This window comes from Plantactinospora sp. B24E8, from assembly GCF_039871735.1.
Lineage (GTDB): Bacteria > Actinomycetota > Actinomycetes > Mycobacteriales > Micromonosporaceae > Plantactinospora.
On record NZ_JBDPMH010000026.1, the window covers coordinates 44,863 to 70,963 of the forward strand.

General features: G+C 73.0%; 23 protein-coding genes. 19 read left to right on the forward strand and 4 right to left on the reverse strand.

Annotation, left to right across the window (positions count from 1 at the left end):
• Nucleotides 1-26 precede the first annotated feature (26 nt).
• The 4 genes from ABGB21_RS27410 to ABGB21_RS27425 all read right to left on the reverse strand — a co-directional run bounded on the left by ABGB21_RS27410 (nt 27) and on the right by ABGB21_RS27425 (nt 4,551).
• Nucleotides 27-3,287 (reverse strand): BTAD domain-containing putative transcriptional regulator, encoded by a 3,261-nt coding sequence (locus tag ABGB21_RS27410; RefSeq protein ID WP_347680207.1) that lies wholly within the window; start codon nt 3,285-3,287, stop codon nt 27-29.
• A 95-nt stretch (nt 3,288-3,382) separates the two neighbouring features.
• Nucleotides 3,383-3,805 carry a PLD nuclease N-terminal domain-containing protein gene (locus tag ABGB21_RS27415; RefSeq protein WP_347654660.1) on the reverse strand — a complete coding sequence of 141 codons (423 nt, stop codon included), beginning with the start codon at nt 3,803-3,805 and terminating at the stop codon, nt 3,383-3,385.
• A 27-nt stretch (nt 3,806-3,832) separates the two neighbouring features.
• Complete coding sequence (locus tag ABGB21_RS27420; RefSeq protein ID WP_347680209.1) at nt 3,833-4,162, reverse strand: DUF202 domain-containing protein; 330 nt, start codon at nt 4,160-4,162, stop codon at nt 3,833-3,835.
• Entirely contained in the window at nt 4,159-4,551 is a 393-nt protein-coding gene (locus tag ABGB21_RS27425) for a DUF202 domain-containing protein (protein ID WP_347654662.1), read from the reverse strand. Before ABGB21_RS27425 ends, ABGB21_RS27420 begins: the two co-directional genes overlap by 4 nt.
• 41 nt (nt 4,552-4,592) lie before the next feature.
• On the opposite strand from ABGB21_RS27425, the gene ABGB21_RS27430 reads away from it, so the two are divergent.
• The 19 genes from ABGB21_RS27430 (at nt 4,593) to gatA (ending at nt 26,101) form a co-directional block, all read left to right on the forward strand.
• Nucleotides 4,593-5,411 (forward strand): GNAT family N-acetyltransferase, encoded by an 819-nt coding sequence (locus tag ABGB21_RS27430; RefSeq protein ID WP_347680211.1) that lies wholly within the window; start codon nt 4,593-4,595, stop codon nt 5,409-5,411.
• Nucleotides 5,408-5,812, forward strand: a complete 405-nt coding sequence (locus tag ABGB21_RS27435; RefSeq protein ID WP_347654664.1) for a hypothetical protein — start codon at nt 5,408-5,410, stop codon at nt 5,810-5,812. Before ABGB21_RS27430 ends, ABGB21_RS27435 begins: the two co-directional genes overlap by 4 nt.
• 300 nt (nt 5,813-6,112) lie before the next feature.
• Complete coding sequence (locus ABGB21_RS27440) at nt 6,113-6,892, forward strand: electron transfer flavoprotein subunit beta/FixA family protein (RefSeq protein WP_347680213.1); 780 nt, start codon at nt 6,113-6,115, stop codon at nt 6,890-6,892.
• Between the two features lie 30 nt (nt 6,893-6,922).
• Entirely contained in the window at nt 6,923-7,888 is a 966-nt protein-coding gene (locus tag ABGB21_RS27445) for an electron transfer flavoprotein subunit alpha/FixB family protein (RefSeq protein WP_347654666.1), read from the forward strand.
• A 138-nt stretch (nt 7,889-8,026) separates the two neighbouring features.
• Nucleotides 8,027-9,205 carry a cysteine desulfurase family protein gene (locus ABGB21_RS27450; protein WP_347654667.1) on the forward strand — a complete coding sequence of 393 codons (1,179 nt, stop codon included), beginning with the start codon at nt 8,027-8,029 and terminating at the stop codon, nt 9,203-9,205.
• Between the two features lie 56 nt (nt 9,206-9,261).
• Nucleotides 9,262-10,341, forward strand: coding sequence for a tRNA 2-thiouridine(34) synthase MnmA (gene mnmA / locus ABGB21_RS27455; protein ID WP_347654668.1), 1,080 nt, complete (start codon nt 9,262-9,264; stop codon nt 10,339-10,341).
• A gap of 104 nt (nt 10,342-10,445) precedes the next feature.
• Complete coding sequence (locus ABGB21_RS27460) at nt 10,446-11,717, forward strand: low temperature requirement protein A (RefSeq protein WP_347680215.1); 1,272 nt, start codon at nt 10,446-10,448, stop codon at nt 11,715-11,717.
• Between the two features lie 76 nt (nt 11,718-11,793).
• Complete coding sequence (locus ABGB21_RS27465) at nt 11,794-12,834, forward strand: methionine synthase (RefSeq protein WP_347654670.1); 1,041 nt, start codon at nt 11,794-11,796, stop codon at nt 12,832-12,834.
• Between the two features lie 38 nt (nt 12,835-12,872).
• Entirely contained in the window at nt 12,873-13,241 is a 369-nt protein-coding gene (locus ABGB21_RS27470) for a VOC family protein (RefSeq protein WP_347680217.1), read from the forward strand.
• Between the two features lie 94 nt (nt 13,242-13,335).
• Nucleotides 13,336-14,364 (forward strand): ADP-ribosylglycohydrolase family protein, encoded by a 1,029-nt coding sequence (locus tag ABGB21_RS27475; protein WP_347680219.1) that lies wholly within the window; start codon nt 13,336-13,338, stop codon nt 14,362-14,364.
• Between the two features lie 121 nt (nt 14,365-14,485).
• Nucleotides 14,486-16,615: an NAD-dependent DNA ligase LigA gene (ligA, locus tag ABGB21_RS27480; RefSeq protein ID WP_347680221.1), complete on the forward strand. Its 2,130-nt coding sequence runs from the start codon at nt 14,486-14,488 to the stop codon at nt 16,613-16,615.
• A gap of 184 nt (nt 16,616-16,799) precedes the next feature.
• Nucleotides 16,800-19,091, forward strand: a complete 2,292-nt coding sequence (locus tag ABGB21_RS27485; RefSeq protein WP_347680223.1) for an EAL domain-containing protein — start codon at nt 16,800-16,802, stop codon at nt 19,089-19,091.
• A 103-nt stretch (nt 19,092-19,194) separates the two neighbouring features.
• Nucleotides 19,195-19,884 (forward strand): response regulator transcription factor, encoded by a 690-nt coding sequence (locus tag ABGB21_RS27490; protein WP_347680225.1) that lies wholly within the window; start codon nt 19,195-19,197, stop codon nt 19,882-19,884.
• A 116-nt stretch (nt 19,885-20,000) separates the two neighbouring features.
• Nucleotides 20,001-21,416, forward strand: coding sequence for a HAMP domain-containing sensor histidine kinase (locus ABGB21_RS27495; RefSeq protein ID WP_347680227.1), 1,416 nt, complete (start codon nt 20,001-20,003; stop codon nt 21,414-21,416).
• Between the two features lie 23 nt (nt 21,417-21,439).
• Nucleotides 21,440-22,825: a ferredoxin reductase family protein gene (locus ABGB21_RS27500; protein WP_347680229.1), complete on the forward strand. Its 1,386-nt coding sequence runs from the start codon at nt 21,440-21,442 to the stop codon at nt 22,823-22,825.
• Nucleotides 22,819-23,331: an FMN-binding protein gene (locus tag ABGB21_RS27505; protein WP_347680231.1), complete on the forward strand. Its 513-nt coding sequence runs from the start codon at nt 22,819-22,821 to the stop codon at nt 23,329-23,331. Before ABGB21_RS27500 ends, ABGB21_RS27505 begins: the two co-directional genes overlap by 7 nt.
• Nucleotides 23,328-24,236 carry an FAD:protein FMN transferase gene (locus ABGB21_RS27510; protein WP_347680233.1) on the forward strand — a complete coding sequence of 303 codons (909 nt, stop codon included), beginning with the start codon at nt 23,328-23,330 and terminating at the stop codon, nt 24,234-24,236. The genes ABGB21_RS27505 and ABGB21_RS27510 overlap by 4 nt, the downstream gene beginning before the upstream one ends.
• Before the next feature lie 24 nt (nt 24,237-24,260).
• On the forward strand, nt 24,261-24,620 hold the full coding sequence (gatC, locus tag ABGB21_RS27515; RefSeq protein ID WP_331212630.1) for an Asp-tRNA(Asn)/Glu-tRNA(Gln) amidotransferase subunit GatC: 360 nt from the start codon (nt 24,261-24,263) through the stop codon (nt 24,618-24,620).
• Between the two features lie 5 nt (nt 24,621-24,625).
• A complete protein-coding gene (gene gatA / locus ABGB21_RS27520) occupies nt 24,626-26,101 on the forward strand; it encodes an Asp-tRNA(Asn)/Glu-tRNA(Gln) amidotransferase subunit GatA (RefSeq protein WP_347654706.1) in 1,476 nt (491 codons plus the stop codon).

A 26,101-nucleotide genomic window follows, 5' to 3' on the forward strand; every position in this document is an offset into this window, starting at 1 on the left:
GGGTGGTCGAGCCGGTTCGGACCTGATCAGTCGAGCTGGGTCCGGACCAGGTGTGGCAGTGCGGCGGGGGTGACGTCGCTGTTCCGACCTCGGGTGAACGCCTCGGCGAAGGCGGCCTCACCGAGGATCTCGCGGGCCGTCGACTCGACCCGTAGCCCGTCGAGGCTGGACAGGTCGGCGCCACCCCGCAGGGCGTACGCCGCGCCGAGCAGCAGGGCGGCGGCGGTCGACCGACCGGTGCGCAGGGCCAGGTCGGCGTAGCCGACCAGCACGGTGGCCAGCACCGGAGCGTCGTAGAACTCCAGCGCGCAGGTCAGCGCCTGGTCGTGGTGCCCGCGGGCCGCCGGGAGATCGTCGAGCATGCCGGCCAGGTAGCCGTTCGACGAGGCGAGCGTCGCCCGCCACTGCGGTGCCAGGAGGCGTTCGCTGACCAGGTCGCCCGCCTGCGTCAGCCGCCGCTGCGCCCCGACGAGGTCGCCGTCGAGCCGGAGCAGTTCGGCGTACATGTGCGCGACGGCGGCCCGGCACTCGTTGTCGCTGATCCGCCCGGCCTGCCGGTCGGCGTCGGCGAGCAGGGCGTACGCCTGGTCGCGGTCGCCGAGCCGCCACCGGTCGTGCGCCAGTCCGGCCTGCATCACCGGCAGGTCCTCGGCGGCCCCGACCACCCGCATCAGTTCCAGCGCCTCGCCGCGCAGGGCGGCGGCCCGGGCCGGCTCGCCGCGCCGGCTGGCCAGATCGCCGAGGGCGGCCAGGGTGTACGCGGTACCCCAGCGTTCGCCGATGGACCGGAACCCGTCGAGCGCGGCCCGGGTGTCGGCCTCCGCGACCTCCAGGGACCGACCGAAGTTGAGTTCGTGGTGGGCGCGGAACATCCGGTTCACCGCCCGGACCCACGGGTCCGGGTCGGCGAAGCCGTCGACCAGGACGTCGACCGCCGTCGCCGCCTTGTCAACGTGGAAGACGACGGAGACCGGTCCGATCAGGCGCAGCATCGGCTCGTCGGCCTCGTGCCCCGCGGCGGTCCGTGCGGCGCTGGCCAGCCAGTGCACGCTCTCGGTGAACTCACCGGTGCTGAGCAGGTTCATCGCGGCCATCAGCTGCGCGACGCCGAGCTGTTCGGGAGGGACCCGCTCGACGTCGGGCAGGGCGAGCGCCGGCCTGGCCAGTTCCACCGCCTCGATCCGTAGGCCACGGGTCCACCAGTACCAGCCGAGGGCCGCGACGAGCCCGACCGAGAGGCCGGCGTCCCGGGCCCCGATCGCCCAGCGTAGGGCGGCGTGCAGGTTGTCGTGCTCGGCGTCCAGCCAGCCGAGCCAGCGCAGTTGGTCGGCCCGGCGCAGCCCCTGGTCGGCGCGGCGGGCCACGGCCAGGAAATCGGTGGCGTGGCTGCGGCGTACCGCCTCCGCCTCGCCCGCCTCGGCCAGCCGGCGCAGCCCGTACTCCCGGATGGTCTCCAGCATCCGGTAGCGCGGCTCGCCGTCGCCGCCCACCACCACCAGCGACTTGTCCACCAGCGCGGCCAGTCGGTCGAGGACGTCCTCCGGGCGCACCGCCGGGGTGAGCCCGTCGGCGGCGCAGACCCGCTCGACGGTGTCGAGGGTGGCGCCGCCGCTGAACACCGCCAGCCGACGCCAGAGGGCGCGCTCGGCGTCGTCGAGCAGTTCCCAGCTCCAGTCGAAGACCGCGCGCAGGGTCTGGTGCCGGGGCAGCGCCGTCCGGCTGCCGCCGGTGAGCAGCCGGAACCGGTCGTCGAGCCGGTCCGCGACCTGGGCCGGGGTCATGCTGCGCAGTCGGGCGGCGGCCAGTTCGATGGCGAGTGGCATGCCGTCGAGGGAGCGGCAGATCTGGACCACCGGGGCGACGTTTCCGGTGTTCACCGTGAAGTCGGGGCGTACCGCGCGGGCCCGGTCGGCGAGCAGCCCCACCGCCGGGTACGTCAGCGCGATCTCCGGATCCGCGTCCGGCGGTGGCAGCGGAAGCGAGTCGACCGGGCAGAGCGTCTCGCCGGTGATGCCCAGCGGCTCCCGGCTGGTGGCCAGCACCCGCAGCCGGGGGCAGGTGGCGAGCAGCCGGTCGGCGAGCCGGGCGGCGGCGTCGACGAGGTGCTCGCAGTTGTCGAGCAGCAGCAGCATCCGCCGGGTGCCGATGGCGGCGGCGAGCCGGTCGACCGGCGACGGTTCGGGGATGGCGGCCCGGTTGCGCGCGGTGGCCAGCAGGCCCGGTTCCCGCAGGCCGAGCACCTGGAGCACGGTCTGCGGCACCTCGGCGCCGTCGGTGACCGGGGCGAGTTCGACCAGCCATCCGCCGTCCGGCACCTGCCCGAGCAGGGTACGCGCCGACTCGATCGCCAGCCGGGTCTTGCCCGCGCCGCCCGGGCCGGTGAGCGTGACCAGACGTGCGTCGGTGAGGAGTGCGCCGACCCGTCTGATCTCCGGTGCCCGGCCGACAAAACTGGTCAGCGGGGTGGGCAGGTTGTGCGTCGGTTCCGGCGCCGCCGTGGACGACCGGGCCGGGACCGGGCCGCCGTTGCTGTCGCTGGCGGTCGGGTGAGGTGGCGGTGCCGTGTCGCGGAGCAGGGTCAGGTGCAGGGTGGCGAGTTCCGCTGACGGCTCGGTGCCGAGGGTGTCGGCGAGGGTGCCGCGCAGTCGGGCGTACGCGGTGAGCGCCTCGGCGGCCCGGCCGGTGTCCCGTAGCGCCCGGATCAGCTGCCCGGCGAACCGTTCCCGGAGTGGATGGGCGGTGACCAGGGCCTGCAGTTCCGGCACCAGGGCGGCGGCCTCGCCGGCCGCGAGGCGGGCCTCGACGCGCTGCTCGGTGGCGGTGAGCCGCAGTTCGTCGAGGCGGGCCGCCGGGGCGCGGGCGAAGTCGGCGTCCGCGACGTCGGCCAGCGCCGGTCCCCGCCAGAGCCGGAGCGCGTCGGCCAGCACGGTCGCGGCACCGGGCGGGTCGGAGGCCAGCAGGTCCCGCCCGGTGCGGACGAGGTGTTCGAACCGGTGGACGTCGACCGCCGTCGCATCCACCGCCAGCCGGTAGCCGACGGGGTGCGATTCGACCGGCAGGCCGGGTATCGCCCGCCGCAGTCGGGACACCAGTGCCTGCAGCGCGTTGGCCGCGCCGGCCGGCGGGGCGTCGGCCCAGAGACCGTCGATCAGCCGGCCGGTGTCGACGATCCGGCCCGGCTCCAGCGCGAGCAGGATCAGCAGCCGGCGCAGTCGGGCACCGCCGACCGCCACCGGTGTCCCGGTGTCGGCGGTCACCTCGAGCGGGCCGAGCACCCCGATCTGCACGTCGTCGATTGTGCCTGGGTGACCCCGGTCCGCCGTACCGACATGACGCCGGTGTGGCGTGCGGCTGTGCCGTGGGGCGGACCGGCGTGCCGGGCTCAGCTCTCCGGCTTGTCCGGCTCCCGGGGCGGGTCGCCGGCCTCCCGGCGGCGGAGTTCCTCCTCCCGGCGGCGCAGGTCCTGCTCCCAGCGGTCGAACATCTGACGGTCCTGTTTCGCCCGGTTCTCGTCGAGCGACCGGAGGAACTCGGGGTCGTCGTCGGGCGCGACCTGACGATGACCGCGCCCGGCACCTCCGCCGCTCGGCCGGAGGCCTGCGGCGCCGCTGCCCGGGGCGGGCTGCGGTCGACCGGCGACGAACCAGGCGATCGAGCCGACCAGCGGGAAGAAGAGGATGATCAGGACCCAGGCGATCCGGGGAAGCGCCCGGATCTCGTCCTCCTCCGCCGAGAGGCAGCTGATCAGGGCGACGACGGCCAGGACGAGTTGCACGATGGCGAGGAGCGCATAGAGGCGGACCATGTGGCCATGATGACGTACCGGGTCAGCTCAGCGCACCGGCGTCAGCACGAGCAGCACGCCGAGTATGGCGAATCCGGCCACGACCAGGGCGATCAGCGGCAGGGTACGTCCGGCGCCGGGGGTCCGGCTGCCGTACCGGGGCACGGTCCAGACCAGTACGGCGAGCCAGCCGAGCCCGGCCAGCGCGGCGGCCACCGCGCCGACGGTGCCCCGGGTCAGGGCCAGCCGTCCGGCGAGCACCGCGACGACGGTGACCGACAGGGTGGTACGCCGCCACGCCAGCCGGGTCCGTTCCCGGGCCAGTCCGGCGTCCCGGGACGAGGCCGGAGCGCGCGGAGCATCCGGGGCGCCGGTCACCGGCGCTGGACCGCCTGGACCAGTACGGCGACGACCAGCAGTACCGCGCCGAGCCCGACGAGCAGGGCGAGCAGCGCCGGGAACCGGGAGGCGGGCAGTTCCTCGCCGAGCCGGATGGCGCGTTCGGCCCGGGCCCAGTGGTCGACGGCGCGGACCGCGACCGTCCCGCCGAGCAGCAGCAGGGCGACCGCGAGTGCTTCGCGCAGGTGCGCCACCGGCATCGGCGGCAGGAACTGGGCGACCGCGAGTCCGCCGGCGACCAGCGCCAGTCCGGTACGCAGCCAGGCCAGGAAGGTCCGTTCGTTGGCGAGCGAGAAGCGGTAGTCGGGAGTTTCGCCGACCTCACGGAGTTCCCGTGGGTCGAACCAGTTTCTGATCGCCCGGAGCACGATCACGATTATCCGGTGGACGGGCGGCATAGCCTGGTCAGGTGACTGATCTCGACGCCGATCTGCTGCTCACCGCGTATGACGCCCAGCTGCGGGCCCGGCCGCCGGAGCCGGTGCCGGAGGGGGTGACGGTGGACCGGGACGGTCCGCTGCTGCGGATCCAGGGACTGGACCGGGGTGGTTTCCTCACCTACCGGGACCTCGGCGGACTGCAGGGCGCGGAGCTGGACGAGCTGATCGTGCGGCAGCGGGACCACTTCGCCGCGCTCGGCCAGCAGGTGGAGTGGAAGCTGCACGGCCACGACGAGCCGGCCGACCTGCCGGAGCGGTTGCGGGCCGCCGGTTTCGAGCCGGAGGAGCAGGAGACCGTCGTGATCGGTCCGGTCGCGTCGCTGGCGGCGACGCTGCCGGTCCTGCCGGAGGGCGTACGTCTGCGTGAGGTGACCGCCCGGGCGGACCTGGACCGGATCGGTGGGTTCAAGTCGGTGATCTGGGGCGGCGACGGCGGCTGGCTGGCCGACGGTCTGGCCCGGGAGTTGGCTGCCGGCGCCATGCTGGACCAGCCGCCGCTGACCATCGTGGTGGCCGAGAGCGATGAGGGTGAGCTGGTCAGCGCCGCCTGGGTGCGGTACGTCCCGGGGACCCGGTTCGCCACCCTGTGGGGCGGCTCGACCCTGCCGCAGTGGCGGCGTCGGGGGATCTACCGGGCGCTGGTCGCCTACCGGGCGCGGTTGGCCGAGGCGCGCGGGTTCGGACTGTTGCAGGTGGACGCCTCGGACGACAGTCGGCCGATCCTGCAGCGGCTCGGCTTTGTCACGGTCACCACCACGACCCCCTACGTCTACACTCCGAAGCCGTGACGCAGACGCTGACCGACGAGGAACGGGCGGACCTGAAGCGGGCCGCCTTCGGTGCGGTTTTCCTGGTGTCCAATGCCGAACCGGGCGCGCTTTCGATGATCAAGGAGAGCCTCGCGGCGTCGAACGCCTTCGCCGAGGCCTCCGGTCTGGTCCAGGAGGTGCTCACCACCGGTGCGCTGCCACAGTTGCCGACCGGCGCGGACGACGTACGGGCGACGGTGCTGCCCGGGCTGCGGCGGGCGATGGAGGTCCTGCGGGCGAAGGCGCCGGACGAGGCGACCCGTTACCGCTCGACGGTGCTGGACGCCACCGAGGAGGTGGCCCGGGCGCACGACGGGATCAGCCCGAACGAGGCGGCGATGATCGCGAGCATCCGGGAGGCGCTCGACTCCGCCGGCTGACGGGCGGTCGTCCGCTGCTCCGGGTTGACCGGTCGGCGTCAGCGGTCCCGGCCGGTGGTGCGACGGGCGGTGACCCGGGTCACTTCGGAGGTTTCGGGACCCTATGCTACTTGTGGGTAACATAGCCGCGTGGGCAGCGTCGTGCCGTCGACCGGAATGCTGGTCGCCCGGGACGCCTGACCGATCGTTAAGGTAACGAGAGGGGTGCCCGGACCTAACCGGGCGGGCAGCGTTGCAGACGGCGGGACCGCTGTTCACCGACGGCGGGATCGCCATCAACAGGAGGGTCGTCGAAGCGCGATGAACATCGTCGTACTCGTCAAGCAGGTGCCCGATTCGAGCATGGACCGCAACCTGCGCAGTGACGACAACACCGTCGACCGGGGGTCGGCAAGCAACGTCATCAACGAGATGGACGAGTACGCCATCGAGGAGGCGTTGCGGATCAGGGAGACGCACGGCGGCGAGGTGACCGTGCTGACCATGGGACCGGCCCAGGCCACCGAGTCGATCCGCAAGGCGCTGCAGCTCGGCGCCGACAAGGCGGTGCACGTACTGGACGACGCGCTGGCCGGCTCCTGCGCGGTGACCACCTCCCGGGTGCTCGCCGCCGCGCTCGGCCAGCTCAACCCCGACCTGGTGCTCTGCGGCGCCGAGTCGACCGACGGCCGGGTCCAGGTGATGCCGCACATGCTCGCCGAACGCCTCGGTGTCGCGGCGCTGACCGGCGCCCGCAAGCTGACCATCGACGGCGCCACGCTGACCGTGGAACGGCAGACCGAGGAGGGCTACGAGGTGGTCACCGCCGTCACCCCGGCCGTCGTCTCGGTCTGGGACACCATCAACGAGGTTCGCCTCGCGTCGTTCAAGGGCATCATGGCCGCCAAGAAGAAGCCGGTGCAGACCCTCGCCCTGGCCGACCTCGGGGTGCCGGCGGGCGAGGTCGGCGCCGCCGGCGCGACGACCGAGGTGCTGAGCCACCACCGCCGTCCGCCGCGTTCGGTCGGGCAGCGGATCACCGACGACGGCGCCGGCGGTATCAAACTGGTCGAGTTCCTCGCCACCGAGAAGTTCGTGTGAGCGGGCCGGAGAGACAGGAGAGGAATGGCCATGCCTGAGGTACTTGTCGTCGTCGAAGCCACCCGGGAGTTCGGCGTCAAGAAGGTCACGCTCGAACTGCTCACCCTCGCCCGCCAGCTCGGCAGCCCGTCCGCCGTGGTGCTCGGCGGCCCCGGCGCGGTCGACGCGCTCTCCGGCACGCTCGGCGAGTACGGCGCGGAGAAGATCTACGCGGCCGAGCACGAGGAGATCGACGGCCACCTGGTCGCACCGAAGGCGACCGTGCTGGCCGACCTGGTCCGCCGGGTACAGCCGGCCGCCGTACTGCTCGCCTCCAGCCAGGAGGGCAAGGAGATCGCCGGCCGACTCGCGGTCAAGCTGGACAACGGCCTGCTCACCGACGTGACGGAACTGACCACGGAGGGCACCGCCACCCAGGTCGTCTTCGCCGGTTCGACCATCGTCACCTCCCGGGTCACCCGGGGGTTGCCGCTGGCGACGCTGCGCCCCAACTCGGTCACCCCGGCCCCGGCTTCCGCTCCGACGACGCCCGCCGTCGAACGGCTCGACGTGGTGCTCGGCGAGGCCGACAAGCTGGTCCGGGTGGTCGACCGGGTGGCCGAGCAGAAGGGCAGCCGGCCGGAGCTGACCGAGGCGTCCGTGGTGGTCTCCGGCGGTCGCGGAGTCGGCAACGCGGACAACTTCAAGCTGGTCGAGGAGTTGGCCGACCTGCTCGGCGGTGCCGTCGGCGCGTCCCGGGCCGCGGTCGACTCGGGCTTCTACCCGCACCAGTTCCAGGTCGGGCAGACCGGCAAGACGGTCTCCCCACAGCTCTACATCGCCCTCGGCATCTCCGGCGCCATCCAGCACCGGGCCGGCATGCAGACCTCGAAGACGATCGTCGCGGTCAACAAGGACCCCGAGGCGCCGATCTTCGAACTGGCCGATTTCGGCGTGGTCGGCGACCTGCACAAGGTCGTACCACAGACCGCCGAGGAGATCCGTAAGCGCCGGTGACCCGTGCCGGGCCGGCGGTTCCGGCGGAACCGGTCGGACCACCACCGACGGTGGTCCGACCGGTCCGGGGCACCGGCGCCGCCATCTCCTGGTCCCGGCCGAGCCGGTCGGCCCGGACCTGGCACTAGGCTGGACCCGATGACATACCTGGATCACGCGGCGACCACTCCGATGCTCGACGAGGCACTGGAGGCGTACGTCGCGACCGCCCGCGAGGTCGGCAACCCCTCGTCGTTGCACGCCGCCGGGCGGTTGGCCCGCCGCCGGGTCGAGGAGTCCCGGGAGCGGGTCGCCGCCGTGCTGGGTGCCCGGCCCTCCGAGGTCATCTTCACCGGCGGCGGCACGGAGAGCGACAACCTCGCGGTCAAGGGCATCTTCTGGGCGCGGCGGGCCGCCGAACCGGCCCGGATCCGGGTGGTGGCCAGCGCCATCGAACACCACGCGGTGCTCGACCCGGTCGAGTGGCTGGCCCGGCACGAGGGCGCCACCCCGAGCTGGCTGCCGGTCGACGGCACCGGTCGGCTCGCCCCGGAGACACTCGCCGCCGTACTCGACGAACACGGTGCCGAGGTGACCCTGGTCTCGGCGATGTGGGCGAACAACGAGGTCGGTACGGTCCAGCCGATCGCCGCGCTGGCCGAGGTCGCCGCCGCGCACGGCATCCCGTTCCACACCGACGCGGTCCAGGCGGTCGGCCAGGTGCCGGTCGACTTCGCCGCCAGCGGGGTGGCGGCACTCACCGTCACCGGGCACAAGCTCGGCGGGCCGGTCGGGGTCGGCGCACTGCTGCTGGGCCGGGACGTGGCCGCGACCCCGGTGCTGCACGGCGGCGGGCAGGAGCGGGACATCCGCTCCGGCACCCTCGACGCGCCCGGCATCGTCGCCTTCGCCGTCGCGGTCGAGGCCGCGGTCAAGACCCAGCAGGAGTACGCCACCCGGGTCGCCGCGCTCCGCGACGACCTGGTCGCCCGGGTGCGGCAGGCGGTACCGGAAGCGGTCTACAACGGGGCCCCCGACGACCGGCTGCCCGGCAACGCCCACTTCTCCTTCCCCGGCTGCGAGGGGGACGCGCTGCTGCTCCTCCTCGACGCGCAGGGAATCGCCTGCTCGACCGGGTCCGCCTGCTCGGCCGGGGTGGCCCAACCCTCGCACGTGCTGCTCGCGCTGGGGGCCGACGACGACCGGGCCCGGTCGTCGCTGCGGTTCTCGCTCGGCCACACCTCGACGACCGAAGATGTCGACGCGCTGGTCGCCGCCCTGCCGGGCGCGGTCGAGCGGGCCCGCCGGGCCGGTGCGATCCGGTCCGCCCGGAGCTGACGCCGGGAATATCCCGCTGGTGGGGCCGGCTACCCTCGGGGGATGGAGGTGGACCGGTGAGGGTGTTGGCAGCCATGTCCGGCGGAGTGGACTCGGCGGTCGCCGCCGCGCGGGCGGTGGAGGCCGGGCACGACGTGACGGGCGTGCACCTTGCGCTGTCCCGTAACCCGCAGACGTACCGCACCGGGGCCCGGGGCTGTTGCACGCTGGAGGACTCCCGGGACGCCCGGCGGGCCGCGGACGTGATCGGGATCCCGTTCTACGTCTGGGACATGGCCGACCGGTTCCACGACGACGTGGTGGAGACCTTCGTCGCCGAGTACGCGGCGGGTCGTACCCCGAACCCGTGCCTGCGCTGCAACGAGAAGATCAAGTTCGCCGCGGTGCTGGACCGGGCGGTGGCGCTCGGCTTCGACGCGGTGGTGACCGGCCACCACGCCCGGCTCGGCCCGGACGGGCTGCTGCGGCGCAGCGTCGACGAGGCCAAGGACCAGTCGTACGTGCTGGCCGTGCTGACCCGCGAGCAGCTGGACCGGTCGATGTTCCCGCTCGGCGACTCGACCAAGGCCGAGGTACGCGCGGAGGCGGCCCGGCGGGGCCTCGGCGTGGCCGACAAGCCCGACTCGCACGACATCTGCTTCATCGCCGACGGCGACACTCGGCGCTTCCTCGCCGACCGGCTCGGCGAGGCCCCCGGTGACGTCGTCGACGCCCGGACCGGTGCCGTGGTCGGCACCCACGCCGGTGCCTACGCCTACACGGTCGGCCAGCGCAAGGGGCTCGCGCTCGGGGTGCCCGCCCCGGACGGCCGTCCCCGGTACGTGCTCTCGATCACCCCGAAGACCAACACGGTGACCGTCGGGCCGGCCGAGGCGCTGGAGGTCTCCACCGTCGGGGCCGAGCGGCCGGTCTGGACCGGCGGACCGGTGCCGACCGACCCGGTCGACTGCCTGGTCCAGTTGCGGGCGCACGGCCAGGTGGTCCCGGCGACGGTCCGGGTCGACGCCGGGTCGCTGCGGGCGGAGCTGCACAGTGCGGTCCGGGGAGTGGCGGCGGGTCAGGCGATCGTCGCCTACCGACCGGATCCCGCCGGTGACGTGGTGCTCGGCTCGGCGACCATCAGCGACACCGTCTGACCGCGTCCGTCGCCCTCGCGGTGACGGGGAAATGCCTGTTCGTCGCTGCTCGCTCCGCCCACGCGTGGTACGAATACCTGGGCAGACCAGGCAAGGCGGACGAATTGGCGAAGGAGCGCCGGCCGGAACGGCCAGAATCGGAACGGCTGGGCGACGAACGGTCGGATCCGGCACGGTCGGGCGGCGAACGGTTGGGCTCGGAACGGCTGCTCCGCCGGCAGGCGCACTCCCGCCAGGCGTCCTTCCTCGAACTCTTCTTCGACCTGGCCTTCATCGTCTCGTTCGCCCTGCTCTCCCGGCGGTTGGTCGACGACCTCGACTGGTGGAACGCCGGGCAGACGGCGATCCTGCTTGCCGCGATGTGGTGGATCTGGATCGCCACCGCGTGGTCGACCGACTGGTACAACCCCCAGCATCCACGGATCCGGGTACTCGTCCTCGGCGCGATGTTCGTCGGCCTCCTGGCGGCCGCAGCCATCCCCGAGGCGTACGGCCCGCACGGGCTGCTCTTCGCCGGGGCGTACGTCGGGATCCATTTTGGTCGGGCCGTGCTGCTGCTGTCGGTGCGGGAGCACCCGATCCGGCGCCGCAGCGTGCTGGTCGCGGTCTGGTTCGGGTTTTCCGGGATCCTCTGGCTGCTCGGCGGCTTTCTCACCGGTCCGGTGCGACTGGCACTCTGGCTGGTGGCGATCCTGATCGACTACTTCATCCCCACCCAGGGCTGGCGGGTGCCGGGGCTCGGGCGCCTGCCAGCGGCCCAACTGCGGGTGGTCGGCGAGCACCTGTCCGAGCGGTACCGGCAGATTTTCATCGTCGCGCTCGGCGAGGTCATCCTGGTCGGCGGGTTGACGTACACCCGCGAAGGGCTGGGACTGCTCCGGGTGGTGGCCTTGACCGTGGTCTTCGTCAACGCCGGCCTGCTGCTCTGGCTGTACTTCGTGCCGTCCAGTGGGCGGCTCGGCGGTGCGATCGAACGCAACCAGGCCCGAGGTGGGGTCTACGCGGCGTACTGCCACGCGATCATGGTCGCGGGCGCGGTGCTCACCGCGGTCGGCGCCGAGTTGATGATTATGCATCCGCTCGGCGAGGTGCGGATCTCCTGGTCGACGGCGATCATCGGCGGTGCGGTGTTGTTCCTGGTCGGGCGGGTTCTGCTCGCCCTGCTCGTCTACGCGCACCTGCCCTGGCGCGGTCTCGGGACACTGGTGCTCCTGCTGGCCGGCGCTCCCGGTCTGGTCCGACTCCCGCCGCTGGCGGTGGGCCTGGTTGTCGACGTCGTACTGCTGGCCCTGACCCTTCTCCTCGTCCTGTTGCCCAGCCCTCACGCCAAGCGGCTTGAAGCAGAGCGGCGGGCGGCCGAGGAGGAGCGGAGCTGACGGCCGGCGCCGGAGAGCGCGGCAACGTGCCGGGGAGGCGCGGAGCTGACGCCCGACGTCGGGATAACCTGCCGACGTGACCGATCAACAGCAGACGGCGGAACCGACCGGGACGACCGGACCGACCTGGCCCTGGCCGGCCGGGGCCGCGACCGGAGTCGGGTCGATGCCGGGCACCGACATCACCGAGGCACAGCGGATCGTGCTGGGTGAACTCGCCCTGCCCCACCTGCCCGAGCTGCCCGCTCGGGGCCCCGGCGCCGACCTGGTCGGCCGGGGCGCCGCGCTGCTGGTCGACCTGCCGGTCGAGTTGTACGCCGGCCGTTGGCGGATCGCCGGCCGTCCGGGCCGTGACCTGCGTCGCGCCCTCGACCTGTGGGAACGTGACCTGGACCAGATGACCGAGCAGGCCGGCGAGTTCACCGGCACGTTCAAGATCCAGGCAGCCGGCCCGCTCACCCTGGCGGCCGGGATCGAACTGCCGGTCGGCGGCTGGCTGCTCCGGGATCCGGGCGCCGTCCGGGACCTCACCGGCTCGCTCGCCGACGGCCTGCGGGAACACGTGGCACAGGTACGGCGACGGCTGCCCCGGGCCACGGTGCTGCTGCAACTCGACGAGCCGTCACTGCCGGCCGTGCTCGCCGGCCGGATCCCGACCGAGAGCGGGCTCGGGGCGTATCGGCCGGTCGAGACGGGGACCGCGACCGGACTGCTCGGCACCGTCATCTCCGCCGTCGAGGCGCCGGTGGTGGTGCACTGCTGCGCGCCGGACGTACCGCTGGAGCTGTTCCGGTCCGCCGGGGCGGTCGGCGTCGCGCTCGACCTCGCCCTCGTCGGCAACCGGCTCGACCCGCTCGGCGAGGCGATCGACGCGGGCCTCGGGCTGTTCGCCGGCGCCGCGCCGACGCTGCCCCCGCCGGCCGGTCGGGCACCGTCGTCGGCCCAGGTCGCCGATCGGGTACGACAGGTCTGGGACCGGCTCGGCTTCCCCCGTGCCCGGCTCGCCGAGCAGGTGGTCGTCACCCCCGCCTGCGGTCTCGCCAATGCCACCGAGGCGTACGCCCGGGCGGTGCTGACCGCCTGCCGGGACGCCGGACGCCGGCTCGCCGAGGACTGAGGTTTGCGCTGTCACACCGGTTGGGCAGGATGAGAAACATGATCGGACAACTGCGCAGCGTGGTGATCGACTGTCCGGACACCCGGGCCCTGGCCGGCTTCTACGCCGAACTGCTCGGCCTGCCGCTGACGTACGACGGCGGAGGAGACGACGAGTGGGTCGTCCTCGGCGGCGGCCCCGGCCAGCCCCGGCTCGCCTTCCAACGGGCGCGTGGGCTGCGGGCGCCGCGCTGGCCCGACCCGGACCGGCCGCAGCAGTTCCACCTCGACGTCACCGTCGAGGACGTCGAGGAGGCCGAGGCGAAGGTGCTGAAGCTCGGTGCCACCCGGTTGCCGGGCGAGGGCGACGGTTTCCGGGTCTACGCCGACCCGGCCGGCCACCCGTTCTGCCTCTGCTGGGACGACTGAGCAGCGGCTCCACCGGTATCCATCCTGGAGGGCCACCGTCCACGGCCGGAACCGGCTGGTGTCGTACCCCTCCGGTGCCGGACCATGGACGGCCATGGACGATCATGCGGTGACCTCACCCGACGCTGTCGGTCAACGGGCCTCCGGGTCCCTCTTCGGGCTGGCCTACGGGGACGCCCTGGGTGCGCCGACCGAGTTCCTGCCGCTGGACGAGATCATCCGGCGGTACGGCCCTACCGGTCCCCGCGACCTGACCGGTGATCCGGCCCGAGTCACCGACGACACACAACTGGGCCTGGCGGTCGGCTGGGCGCTGTACGACGCCGGCCCGGCACCCACCCCCGAGCGGCTGGCGTTCCTGCTCCGCCAACGGTTTGTCGCCTGGGCGCACAGCCCGGAGAACAACCGCGCGCCGGGGATGACCTGCCTGCGGGCCTGTGGCGGGCTGGCCGAGGGACTGCGCTGGCAGGAGGCGACGATCGACGGCTCCAAGGGCTGTGGCGCGAACATGCGGGTCACCCCGGTCGGCCTGGTGTCCGGCTACGACCTGGAGACCCTCGCCGGGGTCGCCCAGTTGCAGGCCGGGCTGACCCACGGGCATCCGACCGGGTTGGCTGCCAGCGAACTGACCGCGTACGCCGTCCGGGTGCTCCGCGAGGGCGCCGGGCTGACCGAGCTGCCCGTTTTGCTGCGCGCCCGAGCGGTCAGCCAGCGCACCGTCTACCAGCACGACTGGCTGGGCGACCTGTGGCACCGGCCGGCTGTCGACGGGCCGGCCGAGTTCATCACCCGCGGCTGGGACGAGTGCCTCGCCGTACTGGACCGGCTCGACGCCGCGCTGGCCGTACCGGACGACGGCGGTGACCCGTGCCGGGCCACCGGGGAGGGCTGGATCGCCGAGGAGGCGCTGGCCACGGCGCTGCTCTGCGCCGTCCGGCACCACCACGATCCGGTGGCGGCGCTGTCCCGGGCGGCCACGACCTCCGGCGACTCCGACTCCATCGCCTGTCTGACCGGCGCCTTCCTCGGTGCGGCGTACGGGATGGCGGCCTGGCCGGCCGGCTGGCGCGACCGGATCGAGTACGCCGACCAGCTCGCCACCCTCGGCGCCGCCTGGGACTGACCGCCGGGCCGGGCCCGGCCGGCGGACCGGTGACCCGGGTCCCGGATTGTCGACCGGGGGCGCTCTCCGGACCGGCCCCGCCGGTTACCGTTGCGGCAGTAGCCGATCACGGAGGTCGAGGGTGTCCGAGGAAGCCATCCCGCAGCAGGTCAGCCCGGAGGCGGTGGCGGCCGCCGGCGAGGAACCGCCGGCCGCTGCGCGGGAGCGGCACAACACGCTCAGCGTGGAGATCACCGACCACCAGTACCGCTACTACGTCCTCGACGCGCCGACCATCCCGGACGCGGAGTTCGACGTTCTGCTGCGGGAGTTGGAGGCGCTGGAGGAGCGCTACCCGGCGCTGCGTACCCCGGACTCGCCGACCCAGCGGGTCGGCGGGACCTTTTCCACGCTCTTCACCCCGGTCTCGCACGCCGAGCGGATGATGTCGCTGGACAACGCGTTCAGCCAGGACGAGCTGGCCGCCTGGGTGGAGCGGGTGGGGCGGGACGCCGGTGGCCCGGTCGGCTACCTCTGCGAGCTGAAGGTGGACGGCCTGGCGATCAACCTGACCTACGAGCGCGGCCGGCTGGTCCGGGCGGCGACCCGGGGCGACGGGCGGACCGGGGAGGACGTCACCGCCAACGTCCGGACCATCCGGGAGGTGCCGGAGCAGCTGGCCGAGGGCCCGGAGACCGCGCCCGAGGTGTTGGAGGTCCGGGGGGAGATCTACTTTCCGGTCGAGGCGTTCGCCGACCTGAACGCGGGGCTCGTCGAGCAGGGCAGGGCGCCGTTCGCCAACCCCCGCAACGCGGCGGCCGGCAGCCTGCGGCAGAAGGATCCCCGGATCACCGCGAGCCGGCCGCTGCGGATGGTCGTCCACGGGCTGGGCGCCCGGGACGGCTTCCGGCCGGCGACGCAGTCCGAGGCGTACGCGACGATGCGGGCCTGGGGGCTGCCGACCAGCGAGCGCTGGCGGGTGGTGCCGGACCTGGCCGGCATCCGGGCGTACGTCGACCACTACGCGACGCACCGGCACGACGTCGAGCACGAGATCGACGGTGTGGTGGTGAAGGTCGACGAGGTGGCGATCCAGGGTCGGCTCGGGTCGACGAGCCGGGCGCCCCGCTGGGCGATCGCCTTCAAGTACCCGCCGGAGGAGGTCAACACCCGGCTGCTCGACATCGACGTGAACGTGGGGCGTACCGGCCGGGTGACCCCGTTCGCGGTGCTCGAACCGGTCCGGGTGGCCGGCTCCACGGTCGCGCTGGCCACCCTGCACAACGCGCGTGAGGTGGAGCGCAAGGGGGTGCTGATCGGCGACACGGTGGTGATCCGCAAGGCGGGCGACGTGATCCCCGAGGTGCTCGGGCCGGTGGTGGAGCTGCGTCCGGCCGACGCCCGGCGGTTCGAGATGCCGACCCGCTGCCCGTCCTGCGGTACGGCGCTCGCCCCGGCGAAGGAGAGCGACGTCGACATCCGCTGCCCGAACTCCCGTACCTGCCCGGCCCAGGTGCGGGAGCGGATCGTCCACCTCGGCAGCCGGGACGGGCTGGACGTGGAGGTGCTGGGCGAGAAGGCGACGGTCGCGCTGCTCGACTCCGGGGTGGTCGCCGACGAGGGGGACCTGTTCGACCTGGACGAGGGACGGCTCGCCGAGGTGCCGTTTTTTGTCAAGAAGGACGGCACGCTGAGCACGAACGCCGGCAAGATGCTGAACAGCCTCGCCGAGGCGAAGCAGCGGCCGCTCTGGCGGGTGCTGGTGGCGCTGTCGATCCGGCACGTGGGTCCGACCGCCGCCCAGGCGTTGGCCCGGGAGTTCGGTTCGGTGGCCGCGATCGAGGCGGCCAGCGAGGAGGAACTGTCCGCGGTGGAGGGTGTCGGTCCGACGATCGCGGAGAGCCTTCGGGAGTGGCTGGCCGTCGACTGGCACCGGGAGGTGCTGGCCAAGTGGGCCGATGCCGGGGTACGGATGGCCGAGGAGCGGGTCGAGTCCGGGCCGCGGCCGTTGGAGGGGGTGACGGTGGTGGTGACCGGCACCCTGTCGGCGTACTCGCGGGACCGGGCGGCGGAGGAGGTGCAGGCCCGGGGCGGCAGGGTCAGCGGCTCGGTGTCGAAGAAGACCAGCTTTGTGGTGGTCGGGGAGAACCCCGGCTCCAAGGCGGAGAAGGCGGTGGCGTTGAAGGTACCTATCCTCGACGAGGCGGGCTTCCGGACGCTGCTCGAGGAGGGACCGGAAGCGGCGGGTAGGGTTGTCGTTGGTGACAATTAGTGATTGACGGATCAGCTCTGAGTTAACAAAGTCGACGGTTGAGATGCGGCGTATTTCAAGTTAGTCACGACTAGACCCGATTCGCGTCTGTCGCCCCCCACGCGGACCGGGTCAGGGCGTTTCATGGGAGGCGCACCGCGCGGCAGCCGGCCGCGCGCCTGGACCGAGAGGCTCGGGAGGTCCCATGGAGGCCGCCGCGCTGCGGAACTCCGTCCCTCCTGGTCGGACGGCACCCTTTTTCGGGTTCGTCGGGACCGTGGTCGCGTTGGCCGTGCTGGTCAGCGTCGCGCCGATCGCCGCCCTGCCCGCGCAGCTGACCCGGCTGCCGGTCGGGTTCTGGCTGATGGCCGCCCTCGCCGTCGCCTTCGACGCCCGTCCGTTCAGTCCACACGCCGCACGGCAGAACCTTGCTGTCTTCCCGTCGATCTGTTTCACCTTCGCGATCACCCTGGAGTGGGGGCTCGGCCCGGCGATCGGGGTGCAGGCCGCCGCCGTCGTCGTCTCCGGGCTCCGGATGCGGTACGCCGTCTGGCGGACCGTCTTCAACATCGCCCAGTACGCCTGCGCCCTGGCCGCCGCCGACCTGGTCCTCCGGCTCACCCCCGGACACCGACCCGGCACGACGGAACAGTTGCGCTTGCTCGACGTGGTGTTCGTCGTCGGGGCCGGGACCGCCTGGCTGGCCGTCAACCACGGGCTCGTCGCCAGCGCGATCCGGCTGCGGTTCGGCGGCCGGTGGTGGAGCCGGGTACGCCAGGGACTCGGCTTCGAACTGCTCGCCACCGGCTCTCTGCTGCTGCTCAGCCCGCTGCTGGTCGCGGCGGCCCGGTCCAGCGCGGCGCTCATCCCGATGCTGGTGGTGCCGCTCTACGCGGTCTCCCGGATGGCCCGGCTCTCCGCCGAGCGGGAGCAGTTGGCCCGACTCGACCCGCTGACCGGGTTGGCGAACCGGAAAGCCCTGTTGGACGAGGTGACCGCCCAGGTCGCGGCGCACGCCGAACTGGCCGGCAAGGACGCCCCGGGCGGGCGCCGGCTGGCCCTGCTGCTGCTCGACCTCGACCGGTTCAAACACGTCAACGACGCGCTCGGCCACGCCGTCGGCGACCGGCTGCTGGTCGAGGTGACCCGACGCCTCACCCCCGTGGTACGCCCCCAGGACGTCATCGCCCGGCTCGGCGGCGACGAGTTCGCGATCGTGGCTACCCGGCTGGACGACGTCGACGACGCCCGCCGGCTCGCCGACCGGGTGGTGGGGGCACTGGCCGAGCCGGTCCCGCTGGACGGGCTGCCGCTCGACGTCGGCGGCTCGATCGGCATCGCGCTCTATCCGGAGCACGGTGCCGACTTCGCCACCCTGATGCGGCACGCGGACGTCGCCATGTACGAGGCGAAGCACCGGGGTGACCCGGTCGCGGTCTACGTCGCCGAGTCCGACCACAACTCGGCCGAGCGGCTCAGCCTGCTCGCCGATCTGCGTCGGGTGTTGGAGACCGGCGGGGCGGGTACGGCCGGCACCCGGGCCGGCGGAACCGGCGGAACCTCGGCCGCCGCGGTCGCCGGGGCCGACCCCGACAGCGACGGACGGGGCGACGACGCCGGTGCCGCCTCCGACGTCGGCGACATCACCCTCTACTACCAGCCGCAGATCGAGATCGACACCGGCGAGGTGGTGGGGGTGGAGGCGCTGCTGCGCTGGCGGCATCCCCGGCGCGGGATGGTCGACCCGGAGGAGCTGATCCGGGTCGCCGAGCAGAGCGCGGTGATGCGGCTGCTGACCCGGCGGGTGGTCGACGACGTCCTGGAGCAGCTCGCCAAGTGGTCCGCCGCCGGCATCAACCTGCGGGCCGCGGTCAACGTCAGCGTCCGCGACCTGCACACCGGGGAGATCGCCGACCAGATCGCCGAGGGCCTCGCCCGGTACGACCTGCCGCCGTCCCGGCTGCAACTGGAGATGACCGAGGGCGCGTTGATGGCCGACCCCCGTCGGGTGCTGGCCACCATCTCCCGGCTGCACCGGATCGGGGTGGCGATCGCCCTCGACGACTTCGGCACCGGGTACTCGTCGATGCAGCACCTGCGTCGGCTTCCGCTGGCCGAGGTGAAGGTCGACCGGTCGTTTGTCCTCGGCATGGTGACCGACGCCGACGACGCGGCGATCGTCCGGTCGGTGATCGAGTTGGCCGGTGCGCTCGGGCTGCGGGTCGTCGCCGAGGGGGTGGAGGACGAGCGGACCTGGCGGCTGCTGCACGCGGCCGGCTGCGACGTCGCGCAGGGCTGGTTCTACGCCCGGCCGATGCCGGCGGAGGACCTGGTCACCTGGTTGTCCCGGTACCGGCCGGTCCGACCCGGAGCCGCCCCGACGACGGCTGCCACCACCGTGCGCCCCGCCGGGCCGGGTCGCAACGGCCAGGCCGCGCCGACCGAGACGAGCGTGGAGCTGCTCGCCGCCGACGGATTCCTGCCCGGCGTGGAGTGACCACCCCGCCTCGGGCGCCTGTCGCGACGCCTGCGGAACTCTCAGCCGGCTTTCATCCGCCTCGGATATGACGGATGCGCCGTGGTCGGGAGGAGGGCAGCGGGTGCGGATTCTGGTCGTTGACGACGAGGCGGCGGTACGGGACGCATTGTCTCGTCTGTTGCGGTTTGAGGGGTATACGGTTGGCGTCGCTGGCGACGGCACCGCGGCGTTGCGCGAGGTGCGGGCACGGGAGCCCGATCTGTTGGTCCTTGACGTCGCCCTGCCCGGTCTCGACGGCGTTGCGGTGTGTCGGACGTTACGGAAGGAGGGGATCCAGGTGCCGGTGCTGATGCTGACCGCACGCGAGGGCGTCGGAGACCGGGTCGCCGGGCTGGACGCCGGCGCCGACGACTACCTGGTCAAACCCTTCGCCTCGGCGGAGTTGCTGGCCCGGCTCCGGGCGCTGCTGCGCCGCGTACCGACGGCCGGGGGCGGTGCGGGGCAGGACAGCCCGATGCGGTACGCCGACCTGTGGCTGGACCCGCTCACCCGGGAGGTACGTCGGAACGAACGGCTGATTCAGCTCACCCGTACGGAGTTCGCGATTCTGGAGGCGTTCCTGCGGCATCCCCGCCAGGTGCTCACCCGGGCGGTGCTCTTCGCCCACGTCTGGGGATACGACGTCGATGTGACCTCGAACAGTCTGGACGTCTACGTGGGCTACCTGCGGCGCAAGCTGGAGGCCGGTGGCGAGCCGCGGCTGCTGCAGACCGTCCGTGGCGTGGGCTACGTGTTGCGAACCGCACAGTGAACCCTTCTCAACCTTCCCTTGCCCGTCGCGGCCGCAGGTGGAAGTCGGGGCGCGGACGCCGAGCAGCTGTGCCGGCGAGCCCGCGCGGATGGTTACCGCGGCCGGGCTGGCGGCGCTTGTCGCTGCGTTCCCGGATCACCCTGATCGCCGCGACCGCCGTGGCGGTCACGGTGGTCACCGTGTCGGCAACGGTCTTCCTCGTGGTAGGGGCACAGCTCCGCCACCAACTCGACCAGCAGCTCCGGGCCGACGCCCACACCGTCGCCGAACGGCCCGCCGGCTGGGCAGGCGGTGACGACCACGATCGGGACCGGGACATCGGGCCGATGGTGCAACTGCTCGACAGCGCCGGCCGGCCGGTCCGGAGAACCGACGGGACGGCCCTTCCGGCCACCAGCGGTGCGCTGGCGGTGGTCCACGGTGAGCGGGACAGCGCGTACGAGACCGTCCGGGTCGCGGGCGAGGAGTATCGGATGTTCACCCGGCCGGCCGAACACGGTGGGGGCGCCGTGCAGGTCGCGGAGCGTACCGAGAGTGTGGAGGAGCCGCTGCGGCGAATCGGTCTGGTCCTTCTGGCGGTGAGCGTCGGCGGCATCGCGGTCGCCGCGATGTCCGGTTTCGTGGTGGCGCGTACCGGTCTGGCCCCCGTGCACCGGCTCACCCGCGCCGTCGAGCACGTTGCGATCACCAACGACCTGCAGGGCCGGATCATGGTGGAAGGCCGCGACGAGGTCAGCCGGTTGGCCGAAGCGTTCAACGGCATGCTCGCCGCCCTGCAGGCCTCCCGGACCGCGCAACGGTTGCTGGTGGAGGACGCGGGCCACGAGCTGCGGACACCGTTGACGAGCCTGCGGGCCAACATCGAGTTGCTGATCCGGGTCGAGGAGCAGGCGGGTGTCGGACCGGGCCTGCCGGCCGCAGACCGCGCCGCGCTGCTACGCGACCTGAACACGCAGACGGGCGAGCTGGCCCACCTGGTGGCCGAGTTGGTGGAGCTTGCTCGCCACGAGGACAGCGCCGAGCCGGTCGAACCGGTGCTCCTGGGAGATCTGGTGGACCAGGCCCGGCAGCGCATCGGACGACGCTGGCCGGCGGTGACCTTCGAAACCGACCTGGCGCCGGTCCCGGTCGAAGGGCGGCCGTCGGCGCTGGAGCGGATGATCGCCAACCTGCTGGACAACGCGGCCAAGTGGAGCCCGCCGTCCGCACCGGTACGGGTGCGGCTGCGGCTCGCGCAGGTCGGGGGCGACGGCGGCGTGCCGGCGTCCGGCCCATGGGCGGAGCTGACGGTCGCGGATGCCGGCCCCGGTATCGACGAGGCGGATCTGCCCCGCGTCTTCGAACGGTTCTACCGCGCCGCGGCGGCGCGGGCGATGCCCGGCTCCGGCCTCGGCCTCGCGATCGTGGCGCAGACGGTGGAACTCCACCACGGCACAGTGACGGCCGGCCGTTCGGAGGCCGGTGGTGCGCTGTTCACGGTACGCGTCCCGGCAGTCGCCCCGGAGGGCGGCAACCTTTCATCGTGTTCTTAGGCTTCGCCGTCACGCTGAACCGCATGAACCGACGACGACGGGACGTACGGCGGGAGCGCGCACGTACGCGCTGGTGGGCGGTGCTGGCGGCGGCCGGCGCGGCCGGCGGTGTCGCGGCGATCCTCGCCCTGTGGTGGCATGACGGCGGGCTGTCGGCGGTAGCCGCGGGCGGTGCGACGGCCCTCACCTCGCTGGGGCGGCTGACCGGCCTGGTCGCCGCCGACCTTCTGTTGCTCCAGATCTTCCTGATGGCCCGGGTGCCGTGGGTGGAGCGGGCGTACGGCCAGGACCGGCTGCTCCGGTGGCACCGGTACGTCGGATTCGGCTCGTTCTGGTTGATGCTCGCCCACGTCGGTCTGACCATCCTCGGCTACGCGGCCGACGGGCACGTCGATCTGATGACCGAGAGCTGGGACCTGACCACCAGCTATCCCGGAATGCTGCTGGCGGTGGTCGGAACGGCCCTGCTGGTCGGGGTGGTGGTGCTCTCCGTCCGGGCCGGTCGGCGACGGATGCGCTACGAGTCGTGGCACCTGCTCCACCTCTACGCCTATCTCGGCGTGGGACTGGCGCTGCCGCACCAGCTCTGGACGGGTGCCGACTTCGTCGGCTCGATGCCCGCCCGGGTCTACTGGTGGTCCCTCTACCTGGTCTGCGCCGGCAGCGTACTGCTGTTTCGGCTGGCGCTGCCGGTGTGGCGCAGCCACCGGCACCGGCTCCGGGTGTGCCAGGTGCGGTGGGAGGCGCCCGGAATCTTCTCCGTCTATGTCGCCGGTCGCGACCTGCACCGCCTGCCGGCCTCGGCCGGCCAGTTCTTCAACTGGCGGTTCCTGACCCGGACGGGCTGGACGCGTGCCCACCCGTACTCGCTCTCCGCGGCTCCCCACCGGGACCTGCTGCGGATCACGGTACGGGCCGGCGGGGACGACGCGGCGCGGATCGCGGGCGTCCGTCCCGGTACCCGGGTGCTGATCGAGGGGCCGTACGGGCGCCTGACCGAGGTGGTGCGACGCCGACGTCGGGTCCTGCTCCTCGGGGCCGGGATCGGGATCACCCCACTCCGCGCGCTGCTGGAGGAACTGCCGTACCGGCCGGGCGAGGCGGCGCTGGCGTACCGGGCCAGCACGCCGGAGGACCTCGCGCTGCACCGGGAACTGGACGTCATCGCCCGTCGGCGGGGCGCGTTGGTGCACTACCTGACCGGCCCGGCGCCGACCCGGTCGTCCTGGCTGCCGGCCTCGCTGGGGCACCTGTCGGACCGGGAGGCGCTGCTGCGGCTGGTGCCGGACGTGGCGGAACGCGACGTCTACCTGTGCGGTCCGCCGTCCTGGATGCAGGCGGTCCAGTTGACGCTGCGCCGGGCGCGGGTGCCGGCGAGGCAGATCCACTGCGAGGAGTTCGTATGGTGAACGGCGGGTCGGGCTGGCGGATGCGCAGGATCGTCCTGGGCCTGGCCGGCACGGTTGCTGCGGTTGTGCTGCTGTTCAGCTACCGGACCAGTACCGCGGGGCCGTCGCGCGGCCCGGTGGGGGAGGCCCCGCCGGGCATCGTCACGCCGTTGGGGCCTGCGGCGCCGGATGCGGGCACCAGCCCGGGTGCCGGCTCCGCGTCGCGCGGTGGCACCGCCGGTCCGGTGACCGCCAACGGAACCGTCGAGGACAACGGCTACGGGCCGGTGCAGGTCCAGGTGACGATCAGCAACGGCCGGATCGTCGAGGTGACCGCCGTGGCGTTGCCGGAGGACGGGCACTCCCGGCGGATCAACTCCGGGGCGGTGCCCCGGCTGCGGCGGGAGGTGCTGGCGGCGCAGTCGGCGCAGGTCGACACCATCAGCGGAGCCACCCTGACCAGCGAGGCGTACGCCCGGTCGGTACAGGCGGCGTTGGACGCCGCGCACTTCGGAGGTGGGGCGTGACGGCGACCGGCGGTGCCGGGCGCCGGGCCTGGAGCGAACAGATCATGGGCATGCCGATCTCCCTGCACATCCGGGAGGCGGCAGAGGGGCGGTCGACCGGGTCGGTGGTGTCCGAGGTCTTCGCCTGGCTGCGGGCGGTCGATCGGACGTTCAGCACCTACCGGCCGGACAGTGCGGTCAGTCGGTTGAACCGGGGCGAGCTGGACGTCGCGGACGCGGTTCCTGAGCTGCGTGCGGTGCTGGACCTCTCCGACGAGGCGCGGCAGCGCACCGGGGGGTACTTCGACGTGATGCTGCCCGGACCGGACGGCCGACCGCGATTCGACCCGTCCGGGCTGGTGAAGGGCTGGGCGGTGGAGCGGGCCACGGCCCTGCTCACGGCGGGGGACGTGGCGGACTTCTGTCTCAACGCCGGCGGGGACATCGTGCTGCGGGCCGGTCCTGACCAGCCCGAGTGGCGGGTCGGGGTGGAGGATCCGGCGGCACCGGACCGGCTGGTGGCGGTGCTGCCGGTGCGGTCCGGTGCCGTCGCCACCTCTGGTACGGCACGGCGCGGGCCACACGTGATCGACCCGTACACCGGTCGGGCCGCCGTGGCGCTGGCCTCGGTGACCGTGTCGGGCCCCTCCCTCACCTGGGCGGACGTCTACGCCACGGCCATCCTCGCCCGGGGCGTCGCCGAGCCGACGTGGCTTGCCCACCCGACCGGCTACCCCGCCCTCGTGGTGGACGCTGCCGGTACGCTGACCGCCACCGACGGTCTCGACTGGCGTCTGCCGGACCAACCCGGCTCCGACGCCCCGGGGGAGTCGGAGGCGGCGGCGCTTCAGGGCACAAATAGACTCGCTCAGGTCACGGCGCGCGTGTCAGGCTGCGCCACGGAGAGCACGGCGCGAGCCGCGTAGACGTTAGGCATGAAGGGGGCACGGATGTCCGCCATCTCCCGCGAGGAGGTCGCGCACCTGGCGCGACTGTCGCGGCTCGCCGTCACCGAGGAGGAGCTGGCGACCTTCGCCGGCCAACTCGACGTGATCCTCCAGGCCGTCGCCCGGGTCGGTGAGGTCGCCGCGGCCGACATCCCGCCCACCTCGCACTCCGTACCGCTGACCAACGTGCTCCGTGACGACGTGGTGGTCCCCGGACTGACCCGGGAGGAGGCGCTCTCCGGAGCGCCGGACCGCGAGGACGACCGGTTCCGGGTCCCCCGGATCCTGGACGAGGACGAGCCGCCCAGCCCGCGTGGCGAGGGGTCGGCGGAGGCCGCGTCCGGTTCAGCTGGGAAGGCGTGAGCACGATGTCCGACGTGACCAGGATGACCGCTACCGAGATCGCCACCCTCGTCGCCGGCGGCGAGGCGTCCGCGGTCGAGGTGACCCAGGCCCACCTCGACCGGATCGCCGCCGTCGACGATCGCGTACACGCGTTCCTGCACGTTGACGCGGACGGGGCGCTGGAGGCGGCCCGGGCCGTCGACGCCCGCCGGGCGGCCGGCGAGGAGCTGGGGCCGCTCGCCGGGGTGCCGGTGGCGGTCAAGGACGTGCTCACCACCAAGGGCGTACCGACCACCGTCGGCTCGAAGATCCTCGAGGGCTGGCGTCCGCCGTACGACTCGACGATCGTGCAGCGGCTGCGGGCGGCCGGCACGGTGATGCTCGGCAAGACCAACATGGACGAGTTCGCGATGGGCTCCTCCACCGAGTACTCCGCGTACGGGCCGACCGGGAACCCGTGGGACCTGACCCGGATCCCGGGCGGCTCCGGTGGTGGCAGTGCCGCCGCGCTGGCCGCGTACGAGGCACCGCTGGCGATCGGCTCCGACACCGGCGGCTCGATCCGGCAGCCCGGTGCGGTCACCGGCACCGTCGGCGCCAAGCCCACCTACGGCGGCACCTCCCGGTACGGACTGGTCGCGTTCTCCTCGTCGCTGGACACGCCCGGCCCGTGTGCCCGTACGGTGCTGGACGCGGCGCTGCTGCACGAGGCGATCGGTGGACACGACTGGCGGGACTCCACCTCGATCCCGCAGCCGGTGCCGGACGTGGTCGCCGCCGCCCGGGCCGGGGCCGCCGGTGACCTGACCGGGGTGAAGCTGGGCCTGGTCACCGAGTTCTCCGGCGAGGGCGCCGAGCCGGGCGTCATGGCCGCGTTCCGGGACGCCGTCGACGCGCTGACCAAGCTCGGTGCCGAGGTTGTCGAGGTCTCCTGTCCGCACTTCCAGTACGCGCTGCCGGCGTACTACCTGATCGCGCCGAGCGAGTGCTCCTCGAACCTGGCCCGGTTCGACGGGGTGCGGTTCGGGCTGCGGGTCGGCGACGACGGCGTCCACTCGCTGGAGGAGGTCATGTCGCTGACCCGGGACTCCGGCTTCGGTCCCGAGGTGAAGCGGCGGATCATGCTCGGCACGTACGCCCTGTCGTCGGGTTACTACGACGCCTACTACGGGCAGGCGCAGAAGGTCCGTACCCTGATCACCCGGGACTTCACCGCCGCGTTCGAGCAGGTCGACGTCCTGATCTCGCCGACCACGCCGTTCGTGGCGTTCCCGTTCGGCTCGCGCACCTCCGACCCGTACCAGATGTACCTGGCCGACCTGTTCACCATCCCGACCAACCTGTACGGCGGTCCGGGCATCTCGGTGCCGTGCGGCCTGTCGGACGGGCTGCCGGTGGGTCTGCAGATCATGGCGCCGACCATGGCGGATGACCGGATGTACCGGGTCGGCGCCGCGCTGGAGTCGGTGATCGGCACCCTCACCCCGCCGGAGCTCTGA

What these genes read in the sequence shown, in the direction of transcription:
- ABGB21_RS27445 (WP_347654666.1), top strand. Translation starts at nt 6,923, where the DNA reads ATGCCTGAGGTACTTGTCGTCGTCGAAGCCACCCGGGAGTTCGGCGTC.
- ABGB21_RS27500 (WP_347680229.1), top strand. Translation starts at nt 21,440, where the DNA reads ATGAACCGACGACGACGGGACGTACGGCGGGAGCGCGCACGTACGCGC.
- ABGB21_RS27475 (WP_347680219.1), top strand. Translation starts at nt 13,336, where the DNA reads ATGGACGATCATGCGGTGACCTCACCCGACGCTGTCGGTCAACGGGCC.
- ABGB21_RS27505 (WP_347680231.1), top strand. Translation starts at nt 22,819, where the DNA reads ATGGTGAACGGCGGGTCGGGCTGGCGGATGCGCAGGATCGTCCTGGGC.
- ABGB21_RS27485 (WP_347680223.1), top strand. Translation starts at nt 16,800, where the DNA reads ATGGAGGCCGCCGCGCTGCGGAACTCCGTCCCTCCTGGTCGGACGGCA.
- ABGB21_RS27450 (WP_347654667.1), top strand. Translation starts at nt 8,027, where the DNA reads ATGACATACCTGGATCACGCGGCGACCACTCCGATGCTCGACGAGGCA.
- ABGB21_RS27415 (WP_347654660.1), bottom strand. Translation starts at nt 3,805, where the DNA reads ATGGTCCGCCTCTATGCGCTCCTCGCCATCGTGCAACTCGTCCTGGCC.
- ABGB21_RS27470 (WP_347680217.1), top strand. Translation starts at nt 12,873, where the DNA reads ATGATCGGACAACTGCGCAGCGTGGTGATCGACTGTCCGGACACCCGG.
- gatC (WP_331212630.1), top strand. Translation starts at nt 24,261, where the DNA reads ATGTCCGCCATCTCCCGCGAGGAGGTCGCGCACCTGGCGCGACTGTCG.
- ABGB21_RS27440 (WP_347680213.1), top strand. Translation starts at nt 6,113, where the DNA reads ATGAACATCGTCGTACTCGTCAAGCAGGTGCCCGATTCGAGCATGGAC.
- gatA (WP_347654706.1), top strand. Translation starts at nt 24,626, where the DNA reads ATGTCCGACGTGACCAGGATGACCGCTACCGAGATCGCCACCCTCGTC.